Here is a 22423-nt window from a genome sequence, read left to right on the forward strand (position 1 = left end):
ATGAAAACCACTTCGCTTTCACGCCGCCAATTCCTCACCACCACCGCGCTGGCCTTTCCGTATGTCGCCACGCGGTCGTGGGCTAAATCACCAAATTCTACCGTACGACACGTGAGTTTCGGCGCCAACGGCATGGCCTTCGCCGATCTAAATGCAATTTCGGGTGTTTCTAATGTAGAAATGATTGCTTGTGCGGAAATCGATCCGGCAAGGCAGGATCGGTTTGCCAAAAAGTTTCCGAAAGCGAAACGCTACACCGACTGGCGGAAACTCCTGGACAAAGAAGCGAAAAATTTTGACACCGCTAATGTGTCTACCCCGGATCATATGCATGCACCCATTGCCATGGGTGCCATGCAACTGGGCAAACATGTGTATGTGCAGAAACCACTATCCCATGATGTGTTTGAAAGCCGCAAGCTGCGTGAGTATGCCGCGGCCAACAAGCTGGTGACTCAGATGGGGATTCAGGTCCATTCGAGTCAAGTTTACCGCGAGGCTGTGGAGCTCGTTCATCAAGGCGCCATTGGTAAAGTCACAGAAGTGCACACTTGGAGCAGCAAGAAATGGGGCGACACTAGTCCACGCCCCAGCCGGAAAGATAAAATACCTGCCGGGATGGATTGGGACGCATGGTGCGGAGTAGCTACCAAGAATGATTTTATCAATGGTTACTACCATCCTGGCAATTGGCGTAGGCGCCTTGATTACGGCACCGGAACCTTTGGTGATATGGGCTGCCACATCTATGATCCTATGTACGGTGCCGTCGGACTAACAGCGCCCATCAGCGTCCGCAGCGAAGGCCCGGCTCCGGTAGCCAATTCACACAGCTGGAATATTAACGCTAAAATTCACTATGTGTTCCCAGGCACCAAATATACTGAAGGTAAAACGATAAACGTTACCTGGTACGACGGTGATCAACGACCGGATGCTAATGTACAAAAGAGGATCGGCCGTGGGTTACCCGGGCAAGGATCCGTTCTCTTTGGCACAAAGGGACACATGATTATCCCCCATGTCGGCAAAGCCATTCTTTTACCCGAAGACAAATATAAGGATTACAAACGTCCTGAAATAGGCGCAGTCAATCACTGGGAATCGTTCATCTACGCATCACGCGGAGAAGGTAAGACCTCGGCGAATTTTGACTACTCTGGACCGATGACTGAAGCAATTCTGCTCGGAGGCATCGCTACGCGCTATCCGAAAGAAGAGCTACGCTGGGACGCTGATAAACTAACTTTCAGCAATAACAGCATTGCCACGGCTCTTGTTAAACGAGAATACCGCAAGGGATGGGAAGTGGAAGGGCTTTAACCCCGCCAATTTTCCAACACTTTAAACGCACGCCCCAAGTGCTCCGGATGCACGAGGGTTTGGAATTGGCGTATGCGTTCGGGTGTCCACTCGGGAAAACAATCCTGATTTTGCAGCGTTTTCTCGAAGATGCTAACAAGCCATTGGGCTTGAGTTGAAACAATCCGCTCATGAACACCAGCGGCCTCGGCGGCAAACCCCAGTGCGGCCAGGTTCACCGAGGCGGTGAGATCTTGTTCACCCACATTGGCCAGCAGATTGTCGGTTTGGCGCTGACCGTGATAGGCACGCAAAGTTCCGTGAGGACGCGGGGGCGCAAAAAACTCTTCCTCCTCTAAAAAATAATCAATCGCCACCGCACGGCCTTTGCGCAGGGAAGTACACACTTCATTCCAAAAAGGCGTGAGCGTGGGGACTTGAACCATGCCGGTGCCATCAGGCAACCCGCCCCCAACATTCCAACTGTCTTTGACGGCATCCATCCGGTGCCATTCGAATTGGCCCCCGCTTTCCCCTACACCGCATTCAAACCAACTTTTTGTTTCAGAATCCCACTCAAGTTTTTGCGCCGGAAATGCATCGAGCAATTCGTTGCAAAAAAACACGCCATGAATGGCTGGTGGCATTTCTTTTCTCCACTGGATTTTCCCTTCGTGAGAGGCAAGCATTTCACTTTGCCACTCCTGGCGAACACGCGAGGGCTCCAGTAAAACGAACGTCATACGTTCGTAAATTCCTGGATGCCAAACGCGAAAGGTTTCAAGAATATCATTAGCCAACCGTCCATCATGCGCGCCGGCTTCGACCAATTGTATGGGGCCTTCCAACTCCGCAAGCCATTCGGAGAATTGAAATGCCAGCAATTCACCAAACACGGACCCCACGCTGACGCTGGTAAAAAAATCACCGCGCCGGCCGACCTTGTGTTGTTTTTCGTAGTAACCCAAGCCCGGCTCATACAGTGCCAGCTCCATAAAACGTCTAAACGGAATTCCGCCTTTTTGGGCAATTTCGTTGTGAATCCGTTGTTCAAGTTCGTTCATTGCTTGCGATGCGTCGCGCGTTGTTTTACAAACGCCGCCACATCCTGACCCTATGTCACCTGCTGCATCAACTCGTAAACGCCTCGACCAAGCTTTGTTCGACAACGGACAAACTGAAAGCCGTGAAAAAGCCAAACGCCTTATTATGGCCGGCAAGGTTCGCATCAACGATCAGTTAGCGCGCAAGCCCAGCGATTCGGTGTTACCGGAGGACACGCTAAAAATCGAGGAGCCGGAAAAATACGTGAGCCGCGGCGGGTTTAAATTGGAAAAGGCACTGAAGGATTTCTCCATCAAAGTGAAGGACGCCATTGCAGTCGATCTCGGCGCGTCCACCGGCGGCTTCACGGACTGTCTATTGCAAGCGGGCGCCAGGCGCGTGTACGCGGTGGACGTGGGCAAGGGCCAACTCGCGTGGCATTTGCGGCGCGATCACCGCGTGATCGTGATGGAAAAAACCAACGCCCGCCATCTCGATCGCAACGCATTGCCTAAAAATTTTGAGCGCGCGGATGTGATCACCATCGATTGCTCATTTATCTCACTGCGCAAAATCATCCCCGCCGCCGTTGCTTTATTACGTGGAGGAGGTACACTGATTGCGCTGATCAAGCCGCAGTTCGAAGCCGCCAAAATCGAAGTAGACAAAGGTGCCGGCGTCATCAAAGACCCCGCCATCCACGCGCGCGTGATACATGAATTGAAAGCATTTGTGGAAGAACACGGCGGATTAGTGTGGCGTGGCGACACGGAATCGCCCCTCACCGGCCCCAAAGGCAACAAAGAATTTCTGGCTTGGATTGAAAAAAAATAAATCCATCAAGACCGTTGGCCTCATCGCCAACCCGAAACACGCCACCGAAACAGGCTTGGCGCGCGAAGCCGCCAATCTCATCACCGGTGCCGGTCGCAAGCTGATGGTGGATCAAACCACCGTGACCGCCACCGGCGTGGACGGCATCACGCTGCCAAACCTTATCGAGCTGGCTCGCCTGTGCGACCTCATGGTGGTAGTGGGCGGCGACGGCACCGTGCTGCATGTGGCGCGCAAAACCGCTGGATGCAACACCCCCATCCTCGGCGTCAACTCCGGACGACTCGGATTCCTCACATCCGCTTCCGAAGAAACTCTGGAAGAAGGGCTCGGGAGCTTATGGAGCGGCAAATACATCGTTGATCCACTGCCCCTCATCGAAGCCGCTGGCGAACACAACGGCAATAAATATAAAGCACTCGCGTTAAACGACATCCTCATCAGCCGCGGCGCCAATCCGCGCCTTGTGGAGCTCGAAGTGGCCATGGACGGCGAGGCGCTCACACACTACCGCTGCGATGGTTTGATCGTCGCCACCCCGGCCGGTTCCACGGCCTATTCGCTGGCGGCCGGCGGAGCAGTAGTCACGCCGCGCGCGGAGGTGCTCACGCTCAACCCCATTTGTCCGCAGGCACTTTCCAATCGTCCGCTCATCATCAGTTTTGCCTCCACGATTGAAGTTAAAATTTTGAAGCATCGCGCCGAAACTTATCTTTCCGCCGATGGCCAAATGCAAACCGAACTGGCTACGGGCGATTGCATTCGCATCCGGCGCAGTCGACAAAAGGCGCGCCTCGTGCGGCTGGAAGGCCATTCATTTTTCGAGACACTGCGCCACAAACTCAACTGGACCGGTTCCCACGCCTAATGGTGCGCCTCAAAGACATCGCGGCCAGCGCGGGCGTTTCGGTGATGACTGTCTCCAAAGCCCTGCGCGACGAGCCGGATATTTCTGCCAAAACCAAGTCGCGCATTAAAACGCTCGCCGCCGAAGTTGGCTATGTGCCCAATCATTCCGCACGCGGATTACGCACGCGCAAGACGCATCAGTTTGGCCTCGTCATTTCCTCGCTCACCAATCCCGTTTACACACGCACCTTTATGGCCATCGAGGAACAAGCGCACGAGCTGGGCTACGAAATTATCCTCGCCCAAACGCTGAATAATCCTGAACGCGAAGCCGCGTGCATCCGGCGATTGCTCGCTCGTCAGGTCGATGGACTTTTCATCCGGCCCGTGTATCGCGCTGATCCTGCCGCTGCGATTTATGATGAACTCAAGCAACGCGGCACCCCCACCGTCATCCTCGGCCATCGCGCTTTGTTTTGCAGTGATTTTCCGAATGTGGAAACCGATGACCTCGCCGCTACCGAAGCCGCCACCCAACATTTGCTCGAACTGGGCCATCGCCGCATCGCGTGCTTTGCTGGGCCCACGTTTGCTCCGTGGGCGCAGGAACGTTTTGAGGGCTATCGACGCGCGTTGATGGGGCAACAAATCGAGGCGGACGAAAAACTTATCTTCCATTCCGGCTCCACTATCGAAGAAGGCAAAGCCGCCGCGTTGCAGTTAATTAATGAACGCCCCGGCGCCACCGCCATCCTCGCCGCCAACGACCTCGTCGCCATCGGCGCGGCCACCACGCTGCTCGATCAAGGCGTGAAAATCCCCGAAGACATTTCCGTGGTCGGCTTCGGCAACACCCTCACTGCCGAATATTTCCGCGTACCGTTGACCACCGTCAGTCAACCCAAATATCGCCGGGGCATTTCCGCAATGGAATCAATGACCACCCTCCTCGCCGGCGAAACCGTGGGCACCAAACGATTAGCCGCCGAATTAGTCATCCGCAAAAGCACCGCCGCCCCCCTGTAGCCTGGACCACCGATCCGGGCTACATAAGCCATCGCATTGCTTTGTTTTTCTAGCTTCCATCTTCACCCCACCCCTCTCCCAGGAAGGCTAAGATGATAAAAAATTGACCTCAAAAAATCATGCGAGTCCGAAGCCACCCCGTTTCAATCGAGTCGCGCATTTCAAAACAATCACAACCTCAGCGGAAGAGGCTTGGGGTGAAAGAGAAAAGCACCAAAGACTTACCGCGCCGCAAACCGCTCGACGTATTTGCCGAGCATATCGGCTTCGAGGTTTACTGCGTCGCCCACGGCGCGTTCGCTTAATGCGGTGGACTCAAACGTGTGCGGGATAATCCAAATTGTGAAACTTTCTTTCTCAACCGCGGCCACGGTGAGACTGATGCCGTCCACGGCGATGGAGCCTTTGTGAATGACGTAGCGCATCACGTCATCGGGCGCGGCGATTTGGAGTTGATGGTCGTCGCCGGTTTTTTCCCACGTAATTATTTTCCCCATCCCATCAATGTGGCCGGTGACAAAATGGCCACCCAAACGCCCACCCGCTTCGAGGCTGCGCTCGAGATTCACCAACGAACCCGCGCGGCAATGTTGGAGGTTGGTGAGGTTCCAAGTTTCGTTGAGCAAATCAAACTGCGCGGTCTTGGCGCGGCCTTTGGGGATGAGCTCGGCTACGGTGAGGCAACAGCCATTGACCGCGAGGCTGTCGCCCACCTTAAGCCCGCCGCCGGTTTTGCGGAGGGTCAGCGTGAGCCGAATGGATTTGTCGGTCGGCTGGATGGATTCCACCGTGCCGGTTTCTTCGATAATGCCCGTAAACATTGCGCCGCACTCAATCGCTCACCACGCGCGCCGTCAACAACAAATCCGGCCCGAGCCGCCGCCATTGCACGTTTGTAAGCTTGGGAGCTTGTTTCAAATTCGCCGCGCCTTTGCCGCCCACGGCGGGTCGCGCGTGTTTTCCGCCCAACACTTTGGGTGCATAAAAAAACGCCACGCGCTGCGCCAGTTTGTTTTCAATGAAAGAGGCGTTCACTTCGCCGCCACCTTCGACGAGTAATTGCGTGACCTCCTCACGCCCCAGCCGCTTGAGCAACCAACGCAAATCCACGCGCCCTTTGCGCGCGGGCGCCTCAATGACATCCACCCGTTTCCGCAATGCCTCCACCCGCCGCGCAGGTGCGCCTTTCGCAACCACCACCGTGGTGAGCGCGGCGTGTTCGTCGGCCACCACATTAGCCGTCACTGGCGTCCGTGCTTTGGAATCCAAAATAATTCGACGCAGTGAATTCTTCGCACCGCGCACAGTAAGGCTGGGGTCATCGGCAAGCACAGTCTCGATGCCGACAAGAATCGCATCCGCGCCTTTGCGCAAATGCATTGCCTCACGTCGCGCGGCTTCACTGGTGATCCATTTGGACTCGCCGTGCTCCGTGGCGATTTTTCCATCGAGCGTCATCGCAGCTTTCACGGTGACCAGCGGAGTGCCTTTTACAATCCAATGATTGAACGCGGCATTCAATTCCGTTGCTTCATCGGCTAAAATATTTTTAACGACCTCAATCCCCGCGCGCCGCAACACGCGAAAGGCACGTCCGGAATGAGCGGGGTTCGGATCCTTGGCCGCCACCACCACACGCGCGATGCCCGCCTCGATGATGGCCTCCGTGCAAGGCGGCGTTTTACCGGTGGTACTGCAGGGCTCAAGCGTGACGTACAGCGTCGAGCCTTTCACATTGTAATCGTGCTTGCGCGCGTTATTGAGCGCGGCAATTTCCGCGTGTGGGCCTCCCGCGCGGCGATGCCAACCTTTGCCAATCACCACGCTGCCTTTCACCAATATCGCGCCGACCATCGGATTGGGCGAAGTGAGGGCATAACCCTTGCGCGCTAAGGCGAGCGCCTCGCGCATACGAATCTCATCGGGGTTTTGCACGGCGAAAGCCTACTCCGCAAAGAGCGCTTCGGCAAACTGTGAGGCGACGAAGGGCTGCAAATCATCCGCCTGTTCACCGAGCCCAATGAATTTGATGGGCAAATCCAGCTCCTGATGAATCGCCACCACCATGCCCCCTTTACTGGTGCCATCAAGTTTGGTGATCACGAGGCCGGTGAGCGGAACTGTCTTATTGAATTCACGCGCTTGCGTAAGCGCGTTCATCCCGGTGGAGGCATCAAGAACAAGCAGCACCTCGTGGGGCGCGCCCTCGGCTTGACGACCGATCACGCGGTGCAATTTCTCCAGCTCCTGCATTAGATTGCTTTTGGTGTGCAGCCGACCGGCGGTGTCGATGAAAAGGTAATCCGCCTTGCGTGATTGTGCGGCACTGAGGGCATCGTGCCCCACCGCAGCGGGATCCGCACCGTAGCTGCCGGCAATGACCGGCACATCCAATCGTCCGCCCCATTCCTTGAGTTGCTCCACTGCGGCGGCGCGAAAGGTATCACACGCAGCAAGCACAGCCGTGCCGCCGTGGGTTTGCACGCGATGCGCGAGCTTGGCGGCGGTGGTCGTTTTGCCTGCACCATTAACGCCAACCATCGATACGACGGTGAGCCCACCGGGATGGTAATTTAGCCCCGGGGGTTCACCATTGAATGTAGAGATCACTTCGCGCCGTGCGACCGTCAGAACGTCGAGTCCATCTTTGCCCTGAGATTCGTAATTGGCTTTGACTGCCGTGAGAATGCGTTGAGTCATTGGCAGGCCGAGGTCGGCGCTGATGAGCGTGTGCTCAATTTCCTCAAGGGTATCCTCATCGAGCTTGGGCGAGCGCGAAACGATGCGGTGAATCTCGTGCGACAGCTTTGCCTGCGTGCGTTGAAGGCCCGCCTTAAATTTATCGAACAACCCCATTTACGCGGCCACGGCTGATTTCATTTTTGCGATAAAACTTACCGGCACTTTCACCGCGCCAATGAGCGGTTTGCCTTTATTTTCGCCGTGGCAATCGGAGCCGCCGGTGACGAGCAAACTATACTGCTCGGCGAGCATCAAATAATGCTCCGTCATCGGCGTGCTGTGGCGTGTGTAGAGGCATTCGAGTCCGTCCATTCCCAATTCCACCAAGGGCGGAATGACCTCGTCGCGATGATACAACCCCGGATGCGCGAGCACCGCCAGGCCATCAGCATCGTGAATCAGTTGAATGGCCTCCGCCGCGCTTAGCTTCGCCTTGGTGACCCAAGCGGGCTTGCCTTTTTTGAGCCATTTATTAAACGCTTCATCGAGGTTTCGGCAATGCCCCGCCTCAACCAACGCGCGGCCAATGTGCGGACGCCCCGGCGCATCGCAATCAGCTATGCGCATTACGTCTTCGGCAGTGATTGCGATGCCGAGCCCGTTGAGTTTGGCGACCATTTCGTGAATGCGATGGCGGCGTACTTCCTGATATTTGGCCAGCTCACTGAGCAGACGCGGGTTTTCGAGGTCCAGAAAATAACCGAGCAGATGCAGCTCAAAGCCATCCAGCTCCACGGTAAATTCGCAGCCGGAAACAAACTCGATGTCGAGCTCCGCGCACGCGGCACCCATCCGGGCGCAGCCATCGATGGTATCGTGATCGGTGAGTGACATCACCGAAAGCCCAACGCGTTTGCCGTGGCCGGCGAGTTCCTCGGGCGTGTACGTGCCGTCAGAAAAATTTGTGTGGAGGTGGAGGTCGGCGTACATCAACGCGCCTCCGTGGCCTCGCGCGCGGGGCGATTCAAACGCGATTTGATGTTGTCAAGAATGCCATTCACGAATTTTCCGCTTTCCTCGGTAGAAAATTTCTTTGCGAGATCGACCGCTTCGTTGATGCTCACCACTGGCGGAATGTCATCGCGATGGAGCATTTCGTAAATGGCGAGCCGCAGGATGTTGCGATCCACGCCGGCCATGCGATCGAGATCCCAATTGGCGGCGTTTTGAGTGAGCTCGGCATCAAGCGCATCGCGGTGCTCGAGCACGCCCCGCACGAGTGGCTCGGCAAATTGCTGGATGGCGACGTCGTCCGTGGTCGGCGGCGGCAATTCCTTTTCCTTGCCCCAATTGGTTTTGCCCTCCTGCACCTCGGCCACCGCCGGACGATGATGCATCCAAAAATGCTCCAACGCCGAAACCAAATCCTCTGGAGGATTCAGTTCGTGCTGAAACAAAAATTGAACCGCGCGCTCACGCGCGTGACGTCGGGTGCCCATAGCGATAGCTTACGGGAGAAGCATTTCGAGCAAAAGCAAATTCGGAATGGCTAATACCGGGGCACGTTCGGATCAATCTCATCCGCCCACGCGTTGATGCCGCCGGCGACGCTTTTGCAGTATTTGAAGCCTTGTTGCTTGAGGAAATCCACCGCTTTCAATGAACGCGCGCCCATTTTGCAGTGGAGATAAATCGTTTGGTTCGGATCCAGCTCGGTGAACCGTTGCGGTAATTCGCTGAGCGGAATCATCGGCACGCCGTCGACCTTGGCAATCTCCGCCTCGTCGTGTTCACGCACGTCTACCACCGCAATGTCATTGCCCGCGAGTGCTTCTTTCATTTGCTGCACGGTGACTTCGTCGGGGTGCTGTTGCGGATCTTCCGGCTCGAGGCCGATGCCGCAGAACTCTTCGTAATCAACCAACTCCGTGATGGTCGGGTTGTCGCCACAGATGGGACACTTAGGATCACGCCGCAATTTCAGCTCACGGAATTTCATATCCAGCGCATTGAAGAGCATCAATCGATTCACCAATGGCGAGCCTTTACCGAGGGCAAGTTTCAGAATTTCCGTCGCCTGAATGCAGCCGACGATGCCGGGTAACACGCCCAACACGCCGCCTTCCGCACAGCTCGGCACCATTCCCGGCGGTGGCGGTTCGGGGTACAGGCAGCGATAGCATGGGCCACCCAGTTCTGGCGCGAACACGCTGGCTTGGCCTTCGAAACGAAAAATGGAGCCATACACGTTTGGCTTTTTCAAAAGCACACACGCGTCGTTGGTCAGATAGCGAGTGGGAAAATTATCCGTACCGTCCACCACAATGTCGTAAGGCGCCATGATTTCCATCACGTTATCCGCGCTCAATCGCGTTTCGTGCACCACCACTTCCACCTCGGGATTGATGGAGTTGATGGTCTCTTTACCCGACTCCACTTTGGGTCGACCCACATCGGCCGTGCCGTGGGCGATCTGTCGTTGCAGATTTGAAAAATCCACCACATCAAAATCCACGATGCCAATTTTGCCGATGCCCGCCGCCGCGAGATACATCGAGATGGGCGACCCCAACCCGCCCGTGCCAATGCACAGCACGCTGGTGGCCTTCAGTTTCTTTTGCCCCGCCATGCCCACCTCAGGCAAAATCAGGTGCCGCGAATAGCGGCTAATCTCTTCGTTGCTCAGTTCCACGCTCATTACAAAAATAAATATGGACAGCCACACAGCTGTCCGGAAACAATAAATGCGCCTCAAGTGAGACGCCAAGTCAATCCGAAAACCGCCGCTGACACATTACGCCGTGCCAGCAAACTCCGCGCGCGTCTGGCTATTGTGCTCGGCAGCGGCTTCCAATCCGTCGCCCAAGCGATGACCGTCGCTCGCGCCGTGCCCTACGCCAAACTCGCCGGATTTCCCAAACCCACCGTCGCCGGTCACACTGGCAAAGCCATCATCGGCACGCTCGGTGGCACGGAAATCGTGGTGCTCAGCGGACGCGCACATTATTACGAAGGTCACTCGCTAGAAACCGTCACGTTCCCAATTCGCGTCTTGGCCGAGTACGGCATCGAAAACATTTTACTTACCAACGCCGCCGGGGGTATCAACAAAAAATTCAACCCCGGTGAATTGATGCTGCTCACCGACCACCTCAATTTCATTGGCGACAACCCCCTGCGCGGAGCCCTCACCAAAGGTCGCGAGCGTTTTATTGACCTCACCCAAACCTACGATCCCGCCCTCAACACATCCATCCAAGCCGCCGCGCGCAAAACCAAAACCAAACTCCATCGCGGTGTCTACTGCGCCCTCAGCGGCCCCAGTTACGAAACCCCCGCCGAGATTCGCGCCCTTGCAAAGCTCGGTGCCGACGCCGTGGGAATGAGCACCGTGCCCGAAGCCATCGTCGCCCGCCAATGCGGCCTGAGCGTCGCCGCCCTTTCCTGCATCACCAACCCCGCCGCCGGCATCAGCAAAACTCCACTGTCGCACGCGGAAGTTTTGGGGATTGGCGAACAAGCCAGCACGCAAGCGGTGAAATTGATCACTGAATTTTCTGCCGGCAAGATGCCCGCAACACATTGACGCCATGCCCCACACCAAACTCATCCAAGCCGCACTCGCTGCCCGCAAACAATCCGTCGCGCCCTATTCCAAATTCAACGTTGGCGCGGCATTGCTTACCGCGAGCGGGGAAATCGTCAGCGGCGCAAACGTCGAAAGCGCCAGCTACGGCCTCAGCTGCTGCGCCGAACGCGTTGCCCTTTTCAAAGCACTCACCGATGGCGACGACCACCGCGATTTCACCACCATCGCCATCGCCTCCCCCGGCGGGGCAGCTCCTTGCGGTGCGTGCCGCCAACTCCTTGCGGAATATGCGGGACAAGCCGAAGTGATTCTCATCAACAGCGAATCGCCGAACACACCCTCAGTCACTCCAATGGCAGACTTACTCCCCAACGCCTTTACCGGCGATGACTTTCCTAAAACCTAAACTTTTTTCAAATTCTTCGGGTTCAGGGGCAATAAATCTTTTGGCAAAAACAAGCCGTCTTTGCGGATGAGTTCGCCATCGAACCAGACTTCGCCACCGCCCCATTCTTTGCGTTGGATGAGAACCATATCCCAATGGACGGCGGAGCGATTTCCGTTATCGCAATCCTCGTAGGCTTGGCCGGGGGTGAAGTGCAGCGAGCCGGCGATTTTTTCGTCGAACAAAATATCGCACATCGGGTTCATCACGAAGGGATTGAGCCCGAGCGAAAACTCACCAATGTAGCGCGCGCCGGGGTCGGTATCAAGTATTTCGTTGAGGCGTTTGGTGTTGTTGCTGGTGGCGTTGATAATTTTGCCGTCTTTGAATTCCAGCTTTACGTTTTCAAACTTGGTGCCGGCGTAGAGCGTGGGGGTGTTGTATTGCAGCGTGCCGTTGACGGAATTTTTTATGGGGCACGAAAACACTTCGCCATCGGGGATGTTGCGATCGCCTGCGCACGGGATGGCGGGCATCCCCTTGATGCTGAAACGCAGATCGGTGCCGGGCGCTTTGAGGTGTACGTCCTTGGCTCGGGTCATTCGCTTGACGAGCGGTTGCATCGCCTTGGCCATTTTGCCGTAGTTGAAAGTGCACACGTCGAAATAAAAATCTTCAAACGCCTCGGTGCTCATATTGGCCGCTTGGGCCATACTCGGCGTGGGCCAGCGCAGCACGACCCAACGGGTTTGGTTCACGCGATAGTTTAACAGCGGCCGCATTGTTTTGGAATAGGACTGCATTACTTTGGGCGGCACGTCGCTGAGTTCGCTGGTGTTTTCCGCACCGCGAATGGCGATGTACGCCTGCACTTTTTTCATTCGATACAGCTCAACGTCCTTCACCATTTTGGCGTGGGCATCGTTGGAGCCGCGCAGGGCTTCGCGCACGACGCGGGATTGACGCGTTTCCACCAGTGGAACGCCGCCGACTTTGCGGGTGGCGCGAATGAGCGCGATGGTCATCCGATCCGGGATATCCGCCACGTCGATGAACACCGCCTCGCCTTTTTTCAGTTCGCAGGAATATTCCACCAGCGATTTGGCCAGCTTATCGTATCTCGGGTCACTCATAATTTTTTCCAAATTAAACTCAGGCGCGCTTTTGTCGAGCCTTCTCCTTTATTCGCAAAACCTTTTCGCGCTTAGCCGTTTCCGCCCGCAGTAGTGCCTCCGCCTGCCAACCATTTGCCTGCGCGCGTTGGGCCAGTGCAAACAACTCCTTTGCCAACTTTGTCTTTGCCCCACCCTTTCGGCCCTGAGGTAAGAGTCCGTGCTTGCGGGCTTTTTTGGTGAGTTCGTGCGCCCGCATTAGTGCCGGTAAATGGCGGGGGATGCCATCGAAAGCGGAGGTGCGTTCACGATCGGTTCCGGCTTTTTCAGAAATTTTAATTTTCTCCCACTGCCGCCACACGCCGTCCACATCGTTCACATCGTTCACATCCAATTCGCCAAACACGTGCGGATGTCGGCGCACCAGTTTATCGGCGATGCCGCGCGCCACTTGTTCAAAATCAAACGCCCCGCGCTCCTTGGCCATTTGCGCATGGAACACAACCTGCAACAGCACGTCGCCCAATTCCTCGACCATCTCCACGTCATCATCCGCCTCGATGGCATCGACCAATTCGTAAACTTCCTCGATGGCGTTGAGGCGAATGCTCTGATGATCTTGCTCCTGATCCCACGGGCAGCCATCCGGCGCGCGCAAGCGGGCCATCACGGCGAGTAATTCATCGATGGCTTTTTTCTTCTTTGCCATAAACTACAAAATCACGAGGTCATCGCGATGCACCACCACTTTGCCCGCGTTGCCATTTTCGATTTCTGTTTTTGAAAAACGCGTGATGCCCTGCGCAAAACCAGTTCCATTGCCATCGCAAACCCGCACCACATCGCCCGCCGCAAACTCGCCCTCGCAGTCCGCGATGCCCATCGAAAGCAAACTCTTGCCACGTTCGCGCAGCGCAGCCTTCGCACCATCATCGACCACGAGCGCGCCCGCCGGATGATGGAAAAAAGCAATCCACCGCTTGCGGCCTTTGAGCTTGTCCCCGCCCGGCACAAAGAGGGTTCCAACATTTTCCCCCGCCAATACTTGGGTGAGTTGCCCGCGCTTCACGCCGTTGGCGATAACCATTGGGATGCCTGCGCGACCGGCGATTTGTGCGGCGTCCACTTTGCTCGCCATGCCGCCGATGCTTGTGGCGCTTTGGGTGCCGCGCGCGAGACGGCGAATGGAGTCGTCAATGTTGCGTACGGTTGAAATAAGGCGCGCATTCGATTTCCCAAAATTGCGCACCAAGCCATCGGCGGTGGTGAGCTGCACCAATAAATTTGCGGGCAACAGCGCGGCCACTAATGCCGAGAGCTTGTCGTTATCCCCCACGGTTAATTCAGTAAACGTGACCGCATCGTTTTCATTGATGACCGGCACTACGCCGCGATCAAGCAAGGCCATCAATGTATTGCGCGCATTGAGATGACGATCGTAATCCTGCAAGTCCGCGTGCGTAAGCAGCACCTGCGCAGCTTGGAGTTTGTGAGTGGCAAAGAATTCCTCGTATCGCGCCATCAATCGAGATTGGCCGACCGCGGCGCATGCCTGTAATTCCGCCAAACGCGATGGGCGTTTTTTGCAACCGAGCGCCTCCATCCCGGCGGCCACTGCACCGGAACTGACGAGCACCACCTCGCGGCCTCCCTTTCGCGCCCGGGCGATTTGGGCGACGAGTTGTTTGATGCGTGACGCCGCTAGCCGGTTTCGGGCATCGGTGAGAATGCCGGAACCAAGCTTCACCACCACCAACGGGGTATCCATAAGGAGCTTAGCGCGCATGCGGCGTTTGGTAGCAGAAGCACCGCAGAGCGTCGAGCATTGACGCGCTGCCACTGCACTGGCAACCATTGCGCATGCGCAAAGAATCACTCAATTTTTTGGAAGAACTCGTCAACACGCCCAGCCCCACCAGCTACGAAACGCGTGGCCAACGTGTATGGCTGGATTATGTCGGGGAATACGCCGACGAAGTGGCCCACGACGAATACGGCAACTGCGTCGCCACGCTTAACCCCGGTGGCGGACCGCGCATTATGCTAGCGGGGCACGCGGATGAGATTGCACTTTCGGTGAACTACATTGACGACAACGGTTTCATTTGGGTGAAACGCATGGGCGGCGTGGACGCCATTGTAAGCAAAGCCCAACGCGTAACAGTGCATAATGCCAAAGGATCGGTGCTCGGCGTGGTGGGCAATCCGCCGCCGCATATGCAAAGGGTGGATGGCGAACCGAAGGTGCCCAAGATTCACGATCTTTATATCGACATCGGCTGCAGCACCCGCAAGGCCGCCGAGAAACGCGTGCGTGTTGGCGATCCGATTACGGTGAACCAAAATTTCGAAATGCTGCACGGCGACCTCGCGGTGGGACGCGCCTTCGACAATCGCATTGGCACATGGGCCGTGGCGGAAGCATTACGATTACTGAAAGCTTCAAAGAAAAAACTCAACGCCGAAATTTGCGCGGTATCGAACACGATGGAAGAAGTCGGCTTATTCGGCGCACGGCAGATTGCGTATTCGCTGGACCCTGATGTGGCGTTGGTGGTCGACGTCACGCACGCGACGGATTATCCCGGAATCAACAAACAAGTCCATGGCGACGTGAAGATGGGCAAAGGCCCAACACTCACGCACGGCACGTGCAATCATCCCGAAGTGGTAAAGCGGCTCGAGGCGGTGGCGAAGAAGGCGCGCATCCCCGTGCAACACGAAACTGTGAGTGCCACTAGCGGCACGGACACGGACGCGATATTTTGGACACGCGGCGGCATCCCCAGCGCACTCATCAGCCTGCCCAATCGCTATATGCATTCTCCGGTGGAATTAGTGAACCTGAAGGACCTCGACCAAGTCGCCAAGTTGATGGCCGGTTTTTCCGAGAGCGTGAAGAAGGACGATTTGTTTACGGTGAACATCTAAGGCTGCTTTTCAGCCGCTAGTTTCACTTCGCCAATCAAGGCGAGCAATTTGGGCAAGACTTTTGAATTGAAGTCATTGGCACTGTTCACGTCGCGCACATGAATTGTCTTATTCACCGGAAAAGTTCGCGTGCCGCTGTGCCCTAAATCCAGCACTTTTACAGAATTGATCTGAAGATAAAATTGACCGATACGATCAACCGATTTACCCATCAACTTCAATTCCTTGATCGGCTTCAGCAGCAGATTCCATTTGCCGTCCATTCTTTTCACCGCAGTCAATTCCTCCACATTCATCTTCAGCAAATCCAAGCCTTTCGATCCGTATTCCATTCGCAGCTCGGTCAGTTTCAGAAAATCTCCGCCACCAAATTCCTTCGGATTTTTCACGGTCACTCCCTTTGCGGAAAGCAATTCCTCTGGCCGCACCTCCAATTCGACCACTGAAAATTGATCAGATTTAAGCCCGTCAATTCCTACTCGGACAATCTTTTTCGGTTCATCTTTGTCGAATTGCAATACCCCTTCATTTATCGTCACGTTCCCTAAATCTGCCAGCTTGCTGCCAACCGGCACCGCCGACAAATCACGGATAAATAATTTACGATCTTGGATATTGTAGTCAAATTCTCCGATTTGCCCATCCAACCCCGCATCAGCCATTTTACGCTCAAGATGGTCTACCACCGCACGTTTGAAATAATAATTAGCCAGCAGTACACCCACAACCAGCAGCAACAAAAAGCCACCGCAGCCCATTGCAACAAATTTTGGCCATTTCGGTTTCCGGCTTCCGGGTGGTGGATTGTCAATCGGGAGCGTCATGTCATGATATCTTCCGGTCGTACTTGAAGGCATTCGTCTTGATCCTCCCACACCACAGCGGGAAAAAACTCCACCAAAGGCGGTGCCAGTTCGACGCCGAGCTGGGCGAGTTGTTTTTCGCTTTCGGTGGCGGCGTCTTCGTAGGCTTGATCATAATTCGAGTGGGCCGCGCGGCGGGCATCATCCCAATGCGCCACACCGTGAATGGGTGCATACGCCTCAGCCCACGTGGCCAGCGACTCTGCCAGTTCTCCGACTTTTTCAATCTCCACCGCTGTGCCGTTGCAGTGAAGGCAGATTAAGCCATTTTCCAAAACGTCCCGCGTGACCATCGGCAACAGTGGCGCGCGGCAGCATTCGGTAACCGGGAAATCCGGCGGCACGGTTACGAGGCGTTGATGCCAAACTTGGCGGTCGTGCGCGATCATTGCGGCGAGCCGATACGAGGCCACCAACGGATGCGACATTCGCCACAGTTGGCCCTGTAATTGACTGAGCGTTTGCGACATCCAACGCGCAAGGGTCAAGTCGTCAAACTTCCGAAAGACCCCGGCATAATCCTGCCACAAACGCTCTACTGAATCCGTCTCGTGCGCCACACGCGGAGTATGGGGAGGAACGGCGTAAGGAGCAACGTGCAAAACTTCGGCTTGGGCGCGCGGCGCTCCTCGGGTAAATAACGCGGTGTGAGCGAGGAGGCTTCAACAAACTCAGCGTTGGCGCGGCCATTGGCCGATTTGCCGGGCGTGGGCAGCGAGCGGGCGGCGCAGCTGGCGCGGCTCAAGTGCCTCACCGCGGGCGATCTGTTGCTGCATCCACCACGGCGTTATGAAGATCGCCGCGACATTCGGCCCATCCGAGATTTATCAACCGAAGAGATGTGCCTTGCTCGCGGGAAAATTATGGTACTCGGCACCAACCATTTGCGCGGCGGACGACGAATGTTTGAGTTTGTGCTTGAGGATGAATCAGGCAGCGTGCGGTGCCGTTGGTGGAACTGCAATTATATGGACCGCCTCTTTCATCGCGGCGACGAGGTGCTGGTGTACGGCAAACTCACCGGCGGCAAACGCCCCGGATTGGATCATCCGGAAACAGAAATCATTGAAAGCGATGACGATCCCACCATACACGTGAACCGCATCGTGCCCGTGTACCCGCTCACCGAAGGCATGCCGCAACGCTGGCTGCGGCGTGTGATCTTCGGCTTGCTCGAAAAACACATCGACGAAATTCCAGAGCCAAACTACACCGCCGCCGGTTTGCCATCGCATCGCGAATCAATTCGCCAAATGCATTTCCCTGATGACCTCGACCAAGCCAAAGCCGCGCGCCGGCGCTTGGCGCTCGATGAATTTGTGGAACTTCAATCCATTATCCGCCGCCGCCGCGTGACGATGCAGACCAAGGCCACAGCACTCCCCTGTGCGGGCAATGGCAGTTTTGTAAACCCATTTTTGCAACAACTCGAATTCCAACTCACGGATGCACAACGGACCGTACAAATGGAAATCGAAAGCGACCTCAACGGCAAACATCCGATGCGGCGGTTATTGCAGGGCGATGTCGGTTCAGGCAAAACCGTCGTGGCCGCATTGGCATTGTTGCGTGCGTTAGAGAGCAACTATAATGGACTGCTCATGGCGCCGACGGAAATTCTCGCCGAACAACATCATCGCAATTTCACGCAATGGCTGGAGCCGCTGGGCATTCGCGTCCGGCTGCACACCGGCGCACGCAAAGATACCGCCGAGACTTTATTTGAAAGAAACACGCCGACCATTGTCGTTGGCACACACGCGCTGTTTCAAACGGGGTTCGCCCTCGAACGCGTGGGGCTCATCGTCATCGATGAGCAGCACAAATTCGGCGTCACTCAACGCGATCGTCTCGTCAGAAAAGGCCACTACCCGCACCTGCTGGTGATGACTGCCACGCCCATCCCGCGCACGCTCGGCCTCACGCTTTACGGCGATCTCGACAGCTCTGTGATTGATGAATTACCCGCCGGCCGAGGCGAAGTGCGTACCCACATTCGCACGCCGGAACGTTGGCCGAAGATTTTAGTATTTTTAAAAACCGAACTCGCCGCCGGCCGACAGGCGTTTGTGATTTTCCCACGGGTGGATAATGAGGACGCCGCCGCCGGCATCAAAGCAGTCAACGCCGAAGCCCAAAAACTCGCCAAAGCATTTGTCCCGCACACCGTCGCCGTGTTGCACGGCCGCCTCAAGCCGGAGGAAAAGGAAACGGTGATGACCAGCTTTCGCAAAAACCAAACCCAAGTGCTGCTCGCCACCACAGTGGTGGAAGTAGGCGTAGACGTGCCCAACGCCACGCTGATGCTTATCGAAAACGCCGAACAATTCGGCCTCGCCCAGCTTCATCAATTGCGCGGACGCATCGGACGCGGCACGCACGACAGCCATTGCATCTTACTCACAAGCGGCAAATCTGCCGAAGCCAACGAACGCCTTACTGTGTTGGCGGAAACCAACGACGGCTTCAAAGTTGCCGAGGCCGATCTCCAGCTCCGCGGCCCCGGCGAATTGGTTGGGAATGACCAAAGCGGACTGCCCGCGTTCAAATTTGGCGACCTGCGGCGCGACCTCGACCTCATCGAATTAGCGCGCCACATCGCGCTCCAGATCGAGGCTGGGCGGTAATGCTTTATTGTGTTAGGCTTCGCCCATGCCCGAGTTGGACGAGGACAATCAGTCTGTGAGTGACGCGTTCATTGATAAACCCACTTTCAGCCAGGATTACATTACCGCGATGTCTCATTTTTATCGCGGCGAAGTCGGACGCATTATGGTTTGGCGACAACGGCTCGACACCACCACCACCTGGGCTATCACCTCCACCTGCACCATTTTTACTGTGGCGTTTTCCTTCAAAGAAGTGCCGCACCTGATTTTCTTTTTCAACCTCGCCATTGTGATGATGATGCTGTGGATCGAAGCGCGGCGCTATCGTTTTTACGACGCCTTCCGCGCACGCGTGCGAATGCTCGAGGCGCATTTCATCGTGCCCGTGCTGATGCGGCAGGAACCCAAGCTCGAAGGCAACTGGCGCAAACTCGTGGCCGAAGATTTATTGGTGCCCGCATTCAAGGTCAGCATGTTTGAATCCATCGGGCGACGCCTCAAGCGCAATTACGCGTTTATCACAATCATCATTCTCACGGCTTGGATCACAAAAATATTCATTCACCCGCCCCAGAGCATCGAAAAAATCACCAACCTCGACTCGCTCTACAACGCACTGGCCATTGGCGGGCTGGCAAGTTGGTTTGTCGCATTGGTGATGATGGGCACGTTTCTGTCCGTCATCGGCATCACGCTGTACATCGCCAAACATTCATCGGGCGAAATCACTGAGGTCGGCAAGAGCAGCCGCACCAATTGGATGAGCTAAGAATCTGAATAGGATGAAACTCAATCCGCAGCTTCAACACTTGCCGGTATATCACGGCGGACGCCCTTTGGAAGAAGTCGCACGCGAACTGGGTTTGCCCGCGGCGGAACTCATCAAGCTCGCCTCCAACGAAAACCCACTCGGCCCTTCGGCCAAAGCTGTTGCCGCAATGCGCGAAGCCGCGGCACGGGTGAATTTGTATCCGGACGGCAATGCGTATTATCTGCGCGAAGCTGTGGCCGAAAAGCTGGGCATCACTCCGGCCAACCTGATTTTTGGCAATGGCTCCAATGAAATCATTGAATTTGTATCGCGCGCTTTGCTGGGGCCGAACACCAACATTGTGGTTTCGCAATATTGTTTCGCCATTTATCCGATCGCCGCACACCTCGCCGGCGCAGATTGCATCAGCGTTCCCGCGAGAGATTTCGGCCACGATCTCCCTGCAATGCGAGAGGCGATCACGCCGGAGACGCGCATCGTGTTCGTCGCAAACCCCAACAACCCCACCGGCACGCGTGCGCCAAACGAGGCGGTAATGGATTTGGTGAATGACACTCCTGATGACGTGTTGCTGGTGATGGACGAAGCGTATTTTGAATTCATCGATGACGCGCCTGATTTGTTGCCGTTGATTTCCGAAAAGCAAAACCTGATTCTGATGCGGACCTTTTCAAAAATCCACGGCCTTGCCGGTCTCCGAGTGGGCTACGGGATTGGTCATCCGGACTTTATCGCCGCACTGGAAAAAATTCGGCAACCGTTCAATCTCAACGCCATCGCCCAGGCCGCCGCGCTGGCAGCGCTGGAGGATGCCGCACACGTCCACGCCACGCGCGAGAACAACACGGAAGGCTTAAAGTTTTTTGAAAATGCGTTTGCGGAAATGGACATCGAAACGGTGCCCTCGCACGCTAACTTTATTTTGGTAAAAGTCGGTGATGGGAAGGCGATGTTTGAACAACTCCAGCAACGCGGCATCATCACGCGCGCGATGGGCGGTTATGGGTTATCGGAATGGATTCGCATTTCCATTGGCACGCCGCTGGAAAACGGCCGTTGCCTTGCCGCGCTGGCAGATTTGCGTTGAACACGCCGCGCTTTCTCCGGATAGTCCGCAGCGAATATTGGCAAAGTGAAACCCACCGATCTCAGAGGAATCCTGCAGTACATCCCCCGCTTCCGCGACAAGACGTTTGTCATCGCGGCCGATGGCGCGGTAGTGACGCACGTGAATTTCGCAAACCTTTTGCTGGATATCGCCGTGCTGCGCTCACTCAATATTCGTGTGGTGTTGGTGCACGGCGCGGCACAGCAAATTGCCACACTTGCTGAGGAACGATCCGCCACGCCCAGCAATCTCGACGGCACAGGCATCACTGATGACGCCACGCTCAAGCTTGCCCTCACGGCAGCCAACGGCCTCACCCACGAAATTCTCGAAGGCTTTGCCACCAACGCCCTTCGCGCCGCCAATGCCAATGCGATCGTGGCCCATCCGCTCGGCATTCTTGAGGGCATCGATCATCGCCACACCGGCAAAGTCGAGCGCGTGGACTCTGAGCTGTTGCAATCCCTCCTCGCTCAAGGCATCACGCCGGTCATCCCGCCTTTGGGATTTGATGGCGAAGGCAACACGTTTCGATTGAACAGCGATGCCGTGGCGCTCGCGGTGGCAAAGGAATTAAAGGCCACCAAGTTGATTTTCATTTCCACCGAAGACGGTCTCAGCACCGATGGCCAAATCATTCGCCAGATGATCAGCCCCAAACTCGAAGCGTTGCTGGCCAATAACGCGGAAAGTATCCCTACGCCTCAACGCTCCAAAGCCGAACACGCCGCCGAGGCCTGCGCGGCGGGAGTTCCGCGCGTACATTTGATTAACGGATTGGTGACCGAAGGATTGCTGGCGGAGGTATTTTCCAATGAGGGCATTGGCACGTTGATTTATGCGAATGAATACCGCCAGATTCGCCCTGCGCAAAAAAGCGATGCCGGCAGCATCCTGCGGCTCACGCGTGAAGCGATGGAAGATCAACATTTGCTGGAACGCACGGAGGCAGCCATCGAGGAGGAACTGGGCACTTATTTCATTTATGAGATAGACGGCAATCCAGTGGCGTGCGTTTCCCTCCGTGAGTTTGCCGACGTAGGCGAGTTGGCGCATTTGTACGTAAGCCCGTCGCACGGCAACGTGGGCATCGGCCAAAAACTGGTGCAATTTGTGGAGGACACCGCGCGCGAACGCGGCCTGGGCTCACTGATTGCATTATCCACGCGGGCGTATAGTTATTTCCAATCCAAGGCCGGCTACCGCGAAGGGCTTTCGAGCGACTTACCCCAAGCGCGGGCAGCGGAATACAAAGCGCAGGGTCGCAATTCCAAAGTGCTCATCAAGACGCTCACCGACTGATGGCCAAACCGAAAA

23 protein-coding genes are annotated in these 22423 nt (G+C 56.0%); 11 read left to right on the top strand and 12 right to left on the bottom strand.

The features are described 5' to 3' along the window. Positions 1-1323, top strand: a complete 1323-nt coding sequence (locus tag H8E27_05170; protein MBC8324997.1) for a Gfo/Idh/MocA family oxidoreductase — start codon at positions 1-3, stop codon at positions 1321-1323. Here H8E27_05170 and H8E27_05175 read toward each other — a convergent pair. Next, a complete protein-coding gene (locus H8E27_05175; protein ID MBC8324998.1) occupies positions 1320-2531 on the bottom strand; it encodes an SAM-dependent methyltransferase in 1212 nt (403 codons plus the stop codon). The genes H8E27_05170 and H8E27_05175 overlap by 4 nt on opposite strands. Here H8E27_05175 and H8E27_05180 point away from each other — a divergent pair. Genes H8E27_05180 through H8E27_05190 form a run of 3 tightly spaced genes read left to right on the top strand, consistent with a single transcriptional unit; the run spans position 2419 to position 5055 of the window. Beyond that, positions 2419-3180: a TlyA family RNA methyltransferase gene (locus H8E27_05180; GenBank protein MBC8324999.1), complete on the top strand. Its 762-nt coding sequence runs from the start codon at positions 2419-2421 to the stop codon at positions 3178-3180. The two genes, H8E27_05175 and H8E27_05180, sit on opposite strands and share 113 nt — an antisense overlap. Continuing rightward, positions 3167-4048, top strand: a complete 882-nt coding sequence (locus H8E27_05185; GenBank protein MBC8325000.1) for an NAD(+)/NADH kinase — start codon at positions 3167-3169, stop codon at positions 4046-4048. The genes H8E27_05180 and H8E27_05185 overlap by 14 nt, the downstream gene beginning before the upstream one ends. After that, complete coding sequence (locus tag H8E27_05190) at positions 4048-5055, top strand: LacI family DNA-binding transcriptional regulator (GenBank protein MBC8325001.1); 1008 nt, start codon at positions 4048-4050, stop codon at positions 5053-5055. The genes H8E27_05185 and H8E27_05190 overlap by 1 nt, the downstream gene beginning before the upstream one ends. Before the next feature lie 221 nt (positions 5056-5276). Here H8E27_05190 and H8E27_05195 read toward each other — a convergent pair whose 3' ends face one another. Genes H8E27_05195 through moeB form a run of 6 tightly spaced genes read right to left on the bottom strand, consistent with a single transcriptional unit; the run spans position 5277 to position 10435 of the window. Further along, complete coding sequence (locus tag H8E27_05195) at positions 5277-5876, bottom strand: riboflavin synthase (protein ID MBC8325002.1); 600 nt, start codon at positions 5874-5876, stop codon at positions 5277-5279. A gap of 10 nt (positions 5877-5886) precedes the next feature. Next, positions 5887-6966: a bifunctional diaminohydroxyphosphoribosylaminopyrimidine deaminase/5-amino-6-(5-phosphoribosylamino)uracil reductase RibD gene (gene ribD, locus H8E27_05200; protein MBC8325003.1), complete on the bottom strand. Its 1080-nt coding sequence runs from the start codon at positions 6964-6966 to the stop codon at positions 5887-5889. Positions 6967-6999: 33 nt separating this feature from the next. Further along, positions 7000-7911, bottom strand: a complete 912-nt coding sequence (ftsY, locus tag H8E27_05205) for a signal recognition particle-docking protein FtsY (protein MBC8325004.1) — start codon at positions 7909-7911, stop codon at positions 7000-7002. Further along, positions 7912-8727, bottom strand: coding sequence for a PHP domain-containing protein (locus H8E27_05210; GenBank protein ID MBC8325005.1), 816 nt, complete (start codon positions 8725-8727; stop codon positions 7912-7914). Next, positions 8727-9236: a transcription antitermination factor NusB gene (gene nusB / locus H8E27_05215; GenBank protein MBC8325006.1), complete on the bottom strand. Its 510-nt coding sequence runs from the start codon at positions 9234-9236 to the stop codon at positions 8727-8729. The genes H8E27_05210 and nusB overlap by 1 nt, the downstream gene beginning before the upstream one ends. A 50-nt stretch (positions 9237-9286) precedes the next feature. Next, complete coding sequence (gene moeB, locus H8E27_05220) at positions 9287-10435, bottom strand: molybdopterin-synthase adenylyltransferase MoeB (GenBank protein ID MBC8325007.1); 1149 nt, start codon at positions 10433-10435, stop codon at positions 9287-9289. 57 nt (positions 10436-10492) lie between these two features. Here moeB and H8E27_05225 point away from each other — a divergent pair, with 57 nt between their 5' ends. Together H8E27_05225 and cdd are read left to right on the top strand one after the other, a co-directional pair. Beyond that, complete coding sequence (locus H8E27_05225) at positions 10493-11323, top strand: purine-nucleoside phosphorylase (GenBank protein ID MBC8325008.1); 831 nt, start codon at positions 10493-10495, stop codon at positions 11321-11323. A gap of 4 nt (positions 11324-11327) precedes the next feature. Further along, complete coding sequence (cdd, locus tag H8E27_05230) at positions 11328-11732, top strand: cytidine deaminase (GenBank protein MBC8325009.1); 405 nt, start codon at positions 11328-11330, stop codon at positions 11730-11732. On the opposite strand, the gene H8E27_05235 is transcribed toward cdd, so the two are convergent. From H8E27_05235 to proB, 3 genes are read right to left on the bottom strand one after another with little or no spacing between them, the layout of a single operon-like run. Continuing rightward, positions 11729-12844: an aminopeptidase gene (locus tag H8E27_05235; GenBank protein MBC8325010.1), complete on the bottom strand. Its 1116-nt coding sequence runs from the start codon at positions 12842-12844 to the stop codon at positions 11729-11731. The genes cdd and H8E27_05235 overlap by 4 nt on opposite strands. A gap of 19 nt (positions 12845-12863) precedes the next feature. Continuing rightward, entirely contained in the window at positions 12864-13532 is a 669-nt protein-coding gene (locus H8E27_05240) for a MazG family protein (protein ID MBC8325011.1), read from the bottom strand. A gap of 3 nt (positions 13533-13535) precedes the next feature. Continuing rightward, positions 13536-14609, bottom strand: coding sequence for a glutamate 5-kinase (proB, locus tag H8E27_05245; protein MBC8325012.1), 1074 nt, complete (start codon positions 14607-14609; stop codon positions 13536-13538). A 74-nt stretch (positions 14610-14683) separates the two neighbouring features. On the opposite strand from proB, the gene H8E27_05250 reads away from it, so the two are divergent. Beyond that, positions 14684-15754, top strand: coding sequence for a M42 family metallopeptidase (locus H8E27_05250; GenBank protein MBC8325013.1), 1071 nt, complete (start codon positions 14684-14686; stop codon positions 15752-15754). Here H8E27_05250 and H8E27_05255 read toward each other — a convergent pair. Together H8E27_05255 and H8E27_05260 are read right to left on the bottom strand one after the other, a co-directional pair. Further along, the gene (locus tag H8E27_05255; protein MBC8325014.1) at positions 15751-16578 is read right to left on the bottom strand and encodes a hypothetical protein; all 828 of its coding nucleotides are present in this window, start codon (positions 16576-16578) and stop codon (positions 15751-15753) included. The two genes, H8E27_05250 and H8E27_05255, sit on opposite strands and share 4 nt — an antisense overlap. After that, positions 16575-17177, bottom strand: a complete 603-nt coding sequence (locus tag H8E27_05260) for a hypothetical protein (protein MBC8325015.1) — start codon at positions 17175-17177, stop codon at positions 16575-16577. Before H8E27_05260 ends, H8E27_05255 begins: the two co-directional genes overlap by 4 nt. An 87-nt stretch (positions 17178-17264) precedes the next feature. On the opposite strand from H8E27_05260, the gene recG reads away from it, so the two are divergent. Genes recG through argA form a run of 4 tightly spaced genes read left to right on the top strand, consistent with a single transcriptional unit; the run spans position 17265 to position 22408 of the window. Beyond that, positions 17265-19244, top strand: coding sequence for an ATP-dependent DNA helicase RecG (gene recG, locus H8E27_05265; protein MBC8325016.1), 1980 nt, complete (start codon positions 17265-17267; stop codon positions 19242-19244). Between the two features lie 25 nt (positions 19245-19269). Further along, a complete protein-coding gene (locus H8E27_05270; GenBank protein MBC8325017.1) occupies positions 19270-19995 on the top strand; it encodes a DUF2270 domain-containing protein in 726 nt (241 codons plus the stop codon). A 13-nt stretch (positions 19996-20008) separates the two neighbouring features. After that, the gene (locus H8E27_05275; GenBank protein ID MBC8325018.1) at positions 20009-21085 is read left to right on the top strand and encodes a histidinol-phosphate transaminase; all 1077 of its coding nucleotides are present in this window, start codon (positions 20009-20011) and stop codon (positions 21083-21085) included. Between the two features lie 45 nt (positions 21086-21130). Then, the gene (argA, locus tag H8E27_05280; GenBank protein MBC8325019.1) at positions 21131-22408 is read left to right on the top strand and encodes an amino-acid N-acetyltransferase; all 1278 of its coding nucleotides are present in this window, start codon (positions 21131-21133) and stop codon (positions 22406-22408) included. Positions 22409-22423: the final 15 nt, after the last annotated feature.

The organism is Limisphaerales bacterium (assembly GCA_014382585.1).
In the GTDB taxonomy this organism is placed as follows: domain Bacteria; phylum Verrucomicrobiota; class Verrucomicrobiia; order Limisphaerales; family UBA1100; genus JACNJL01.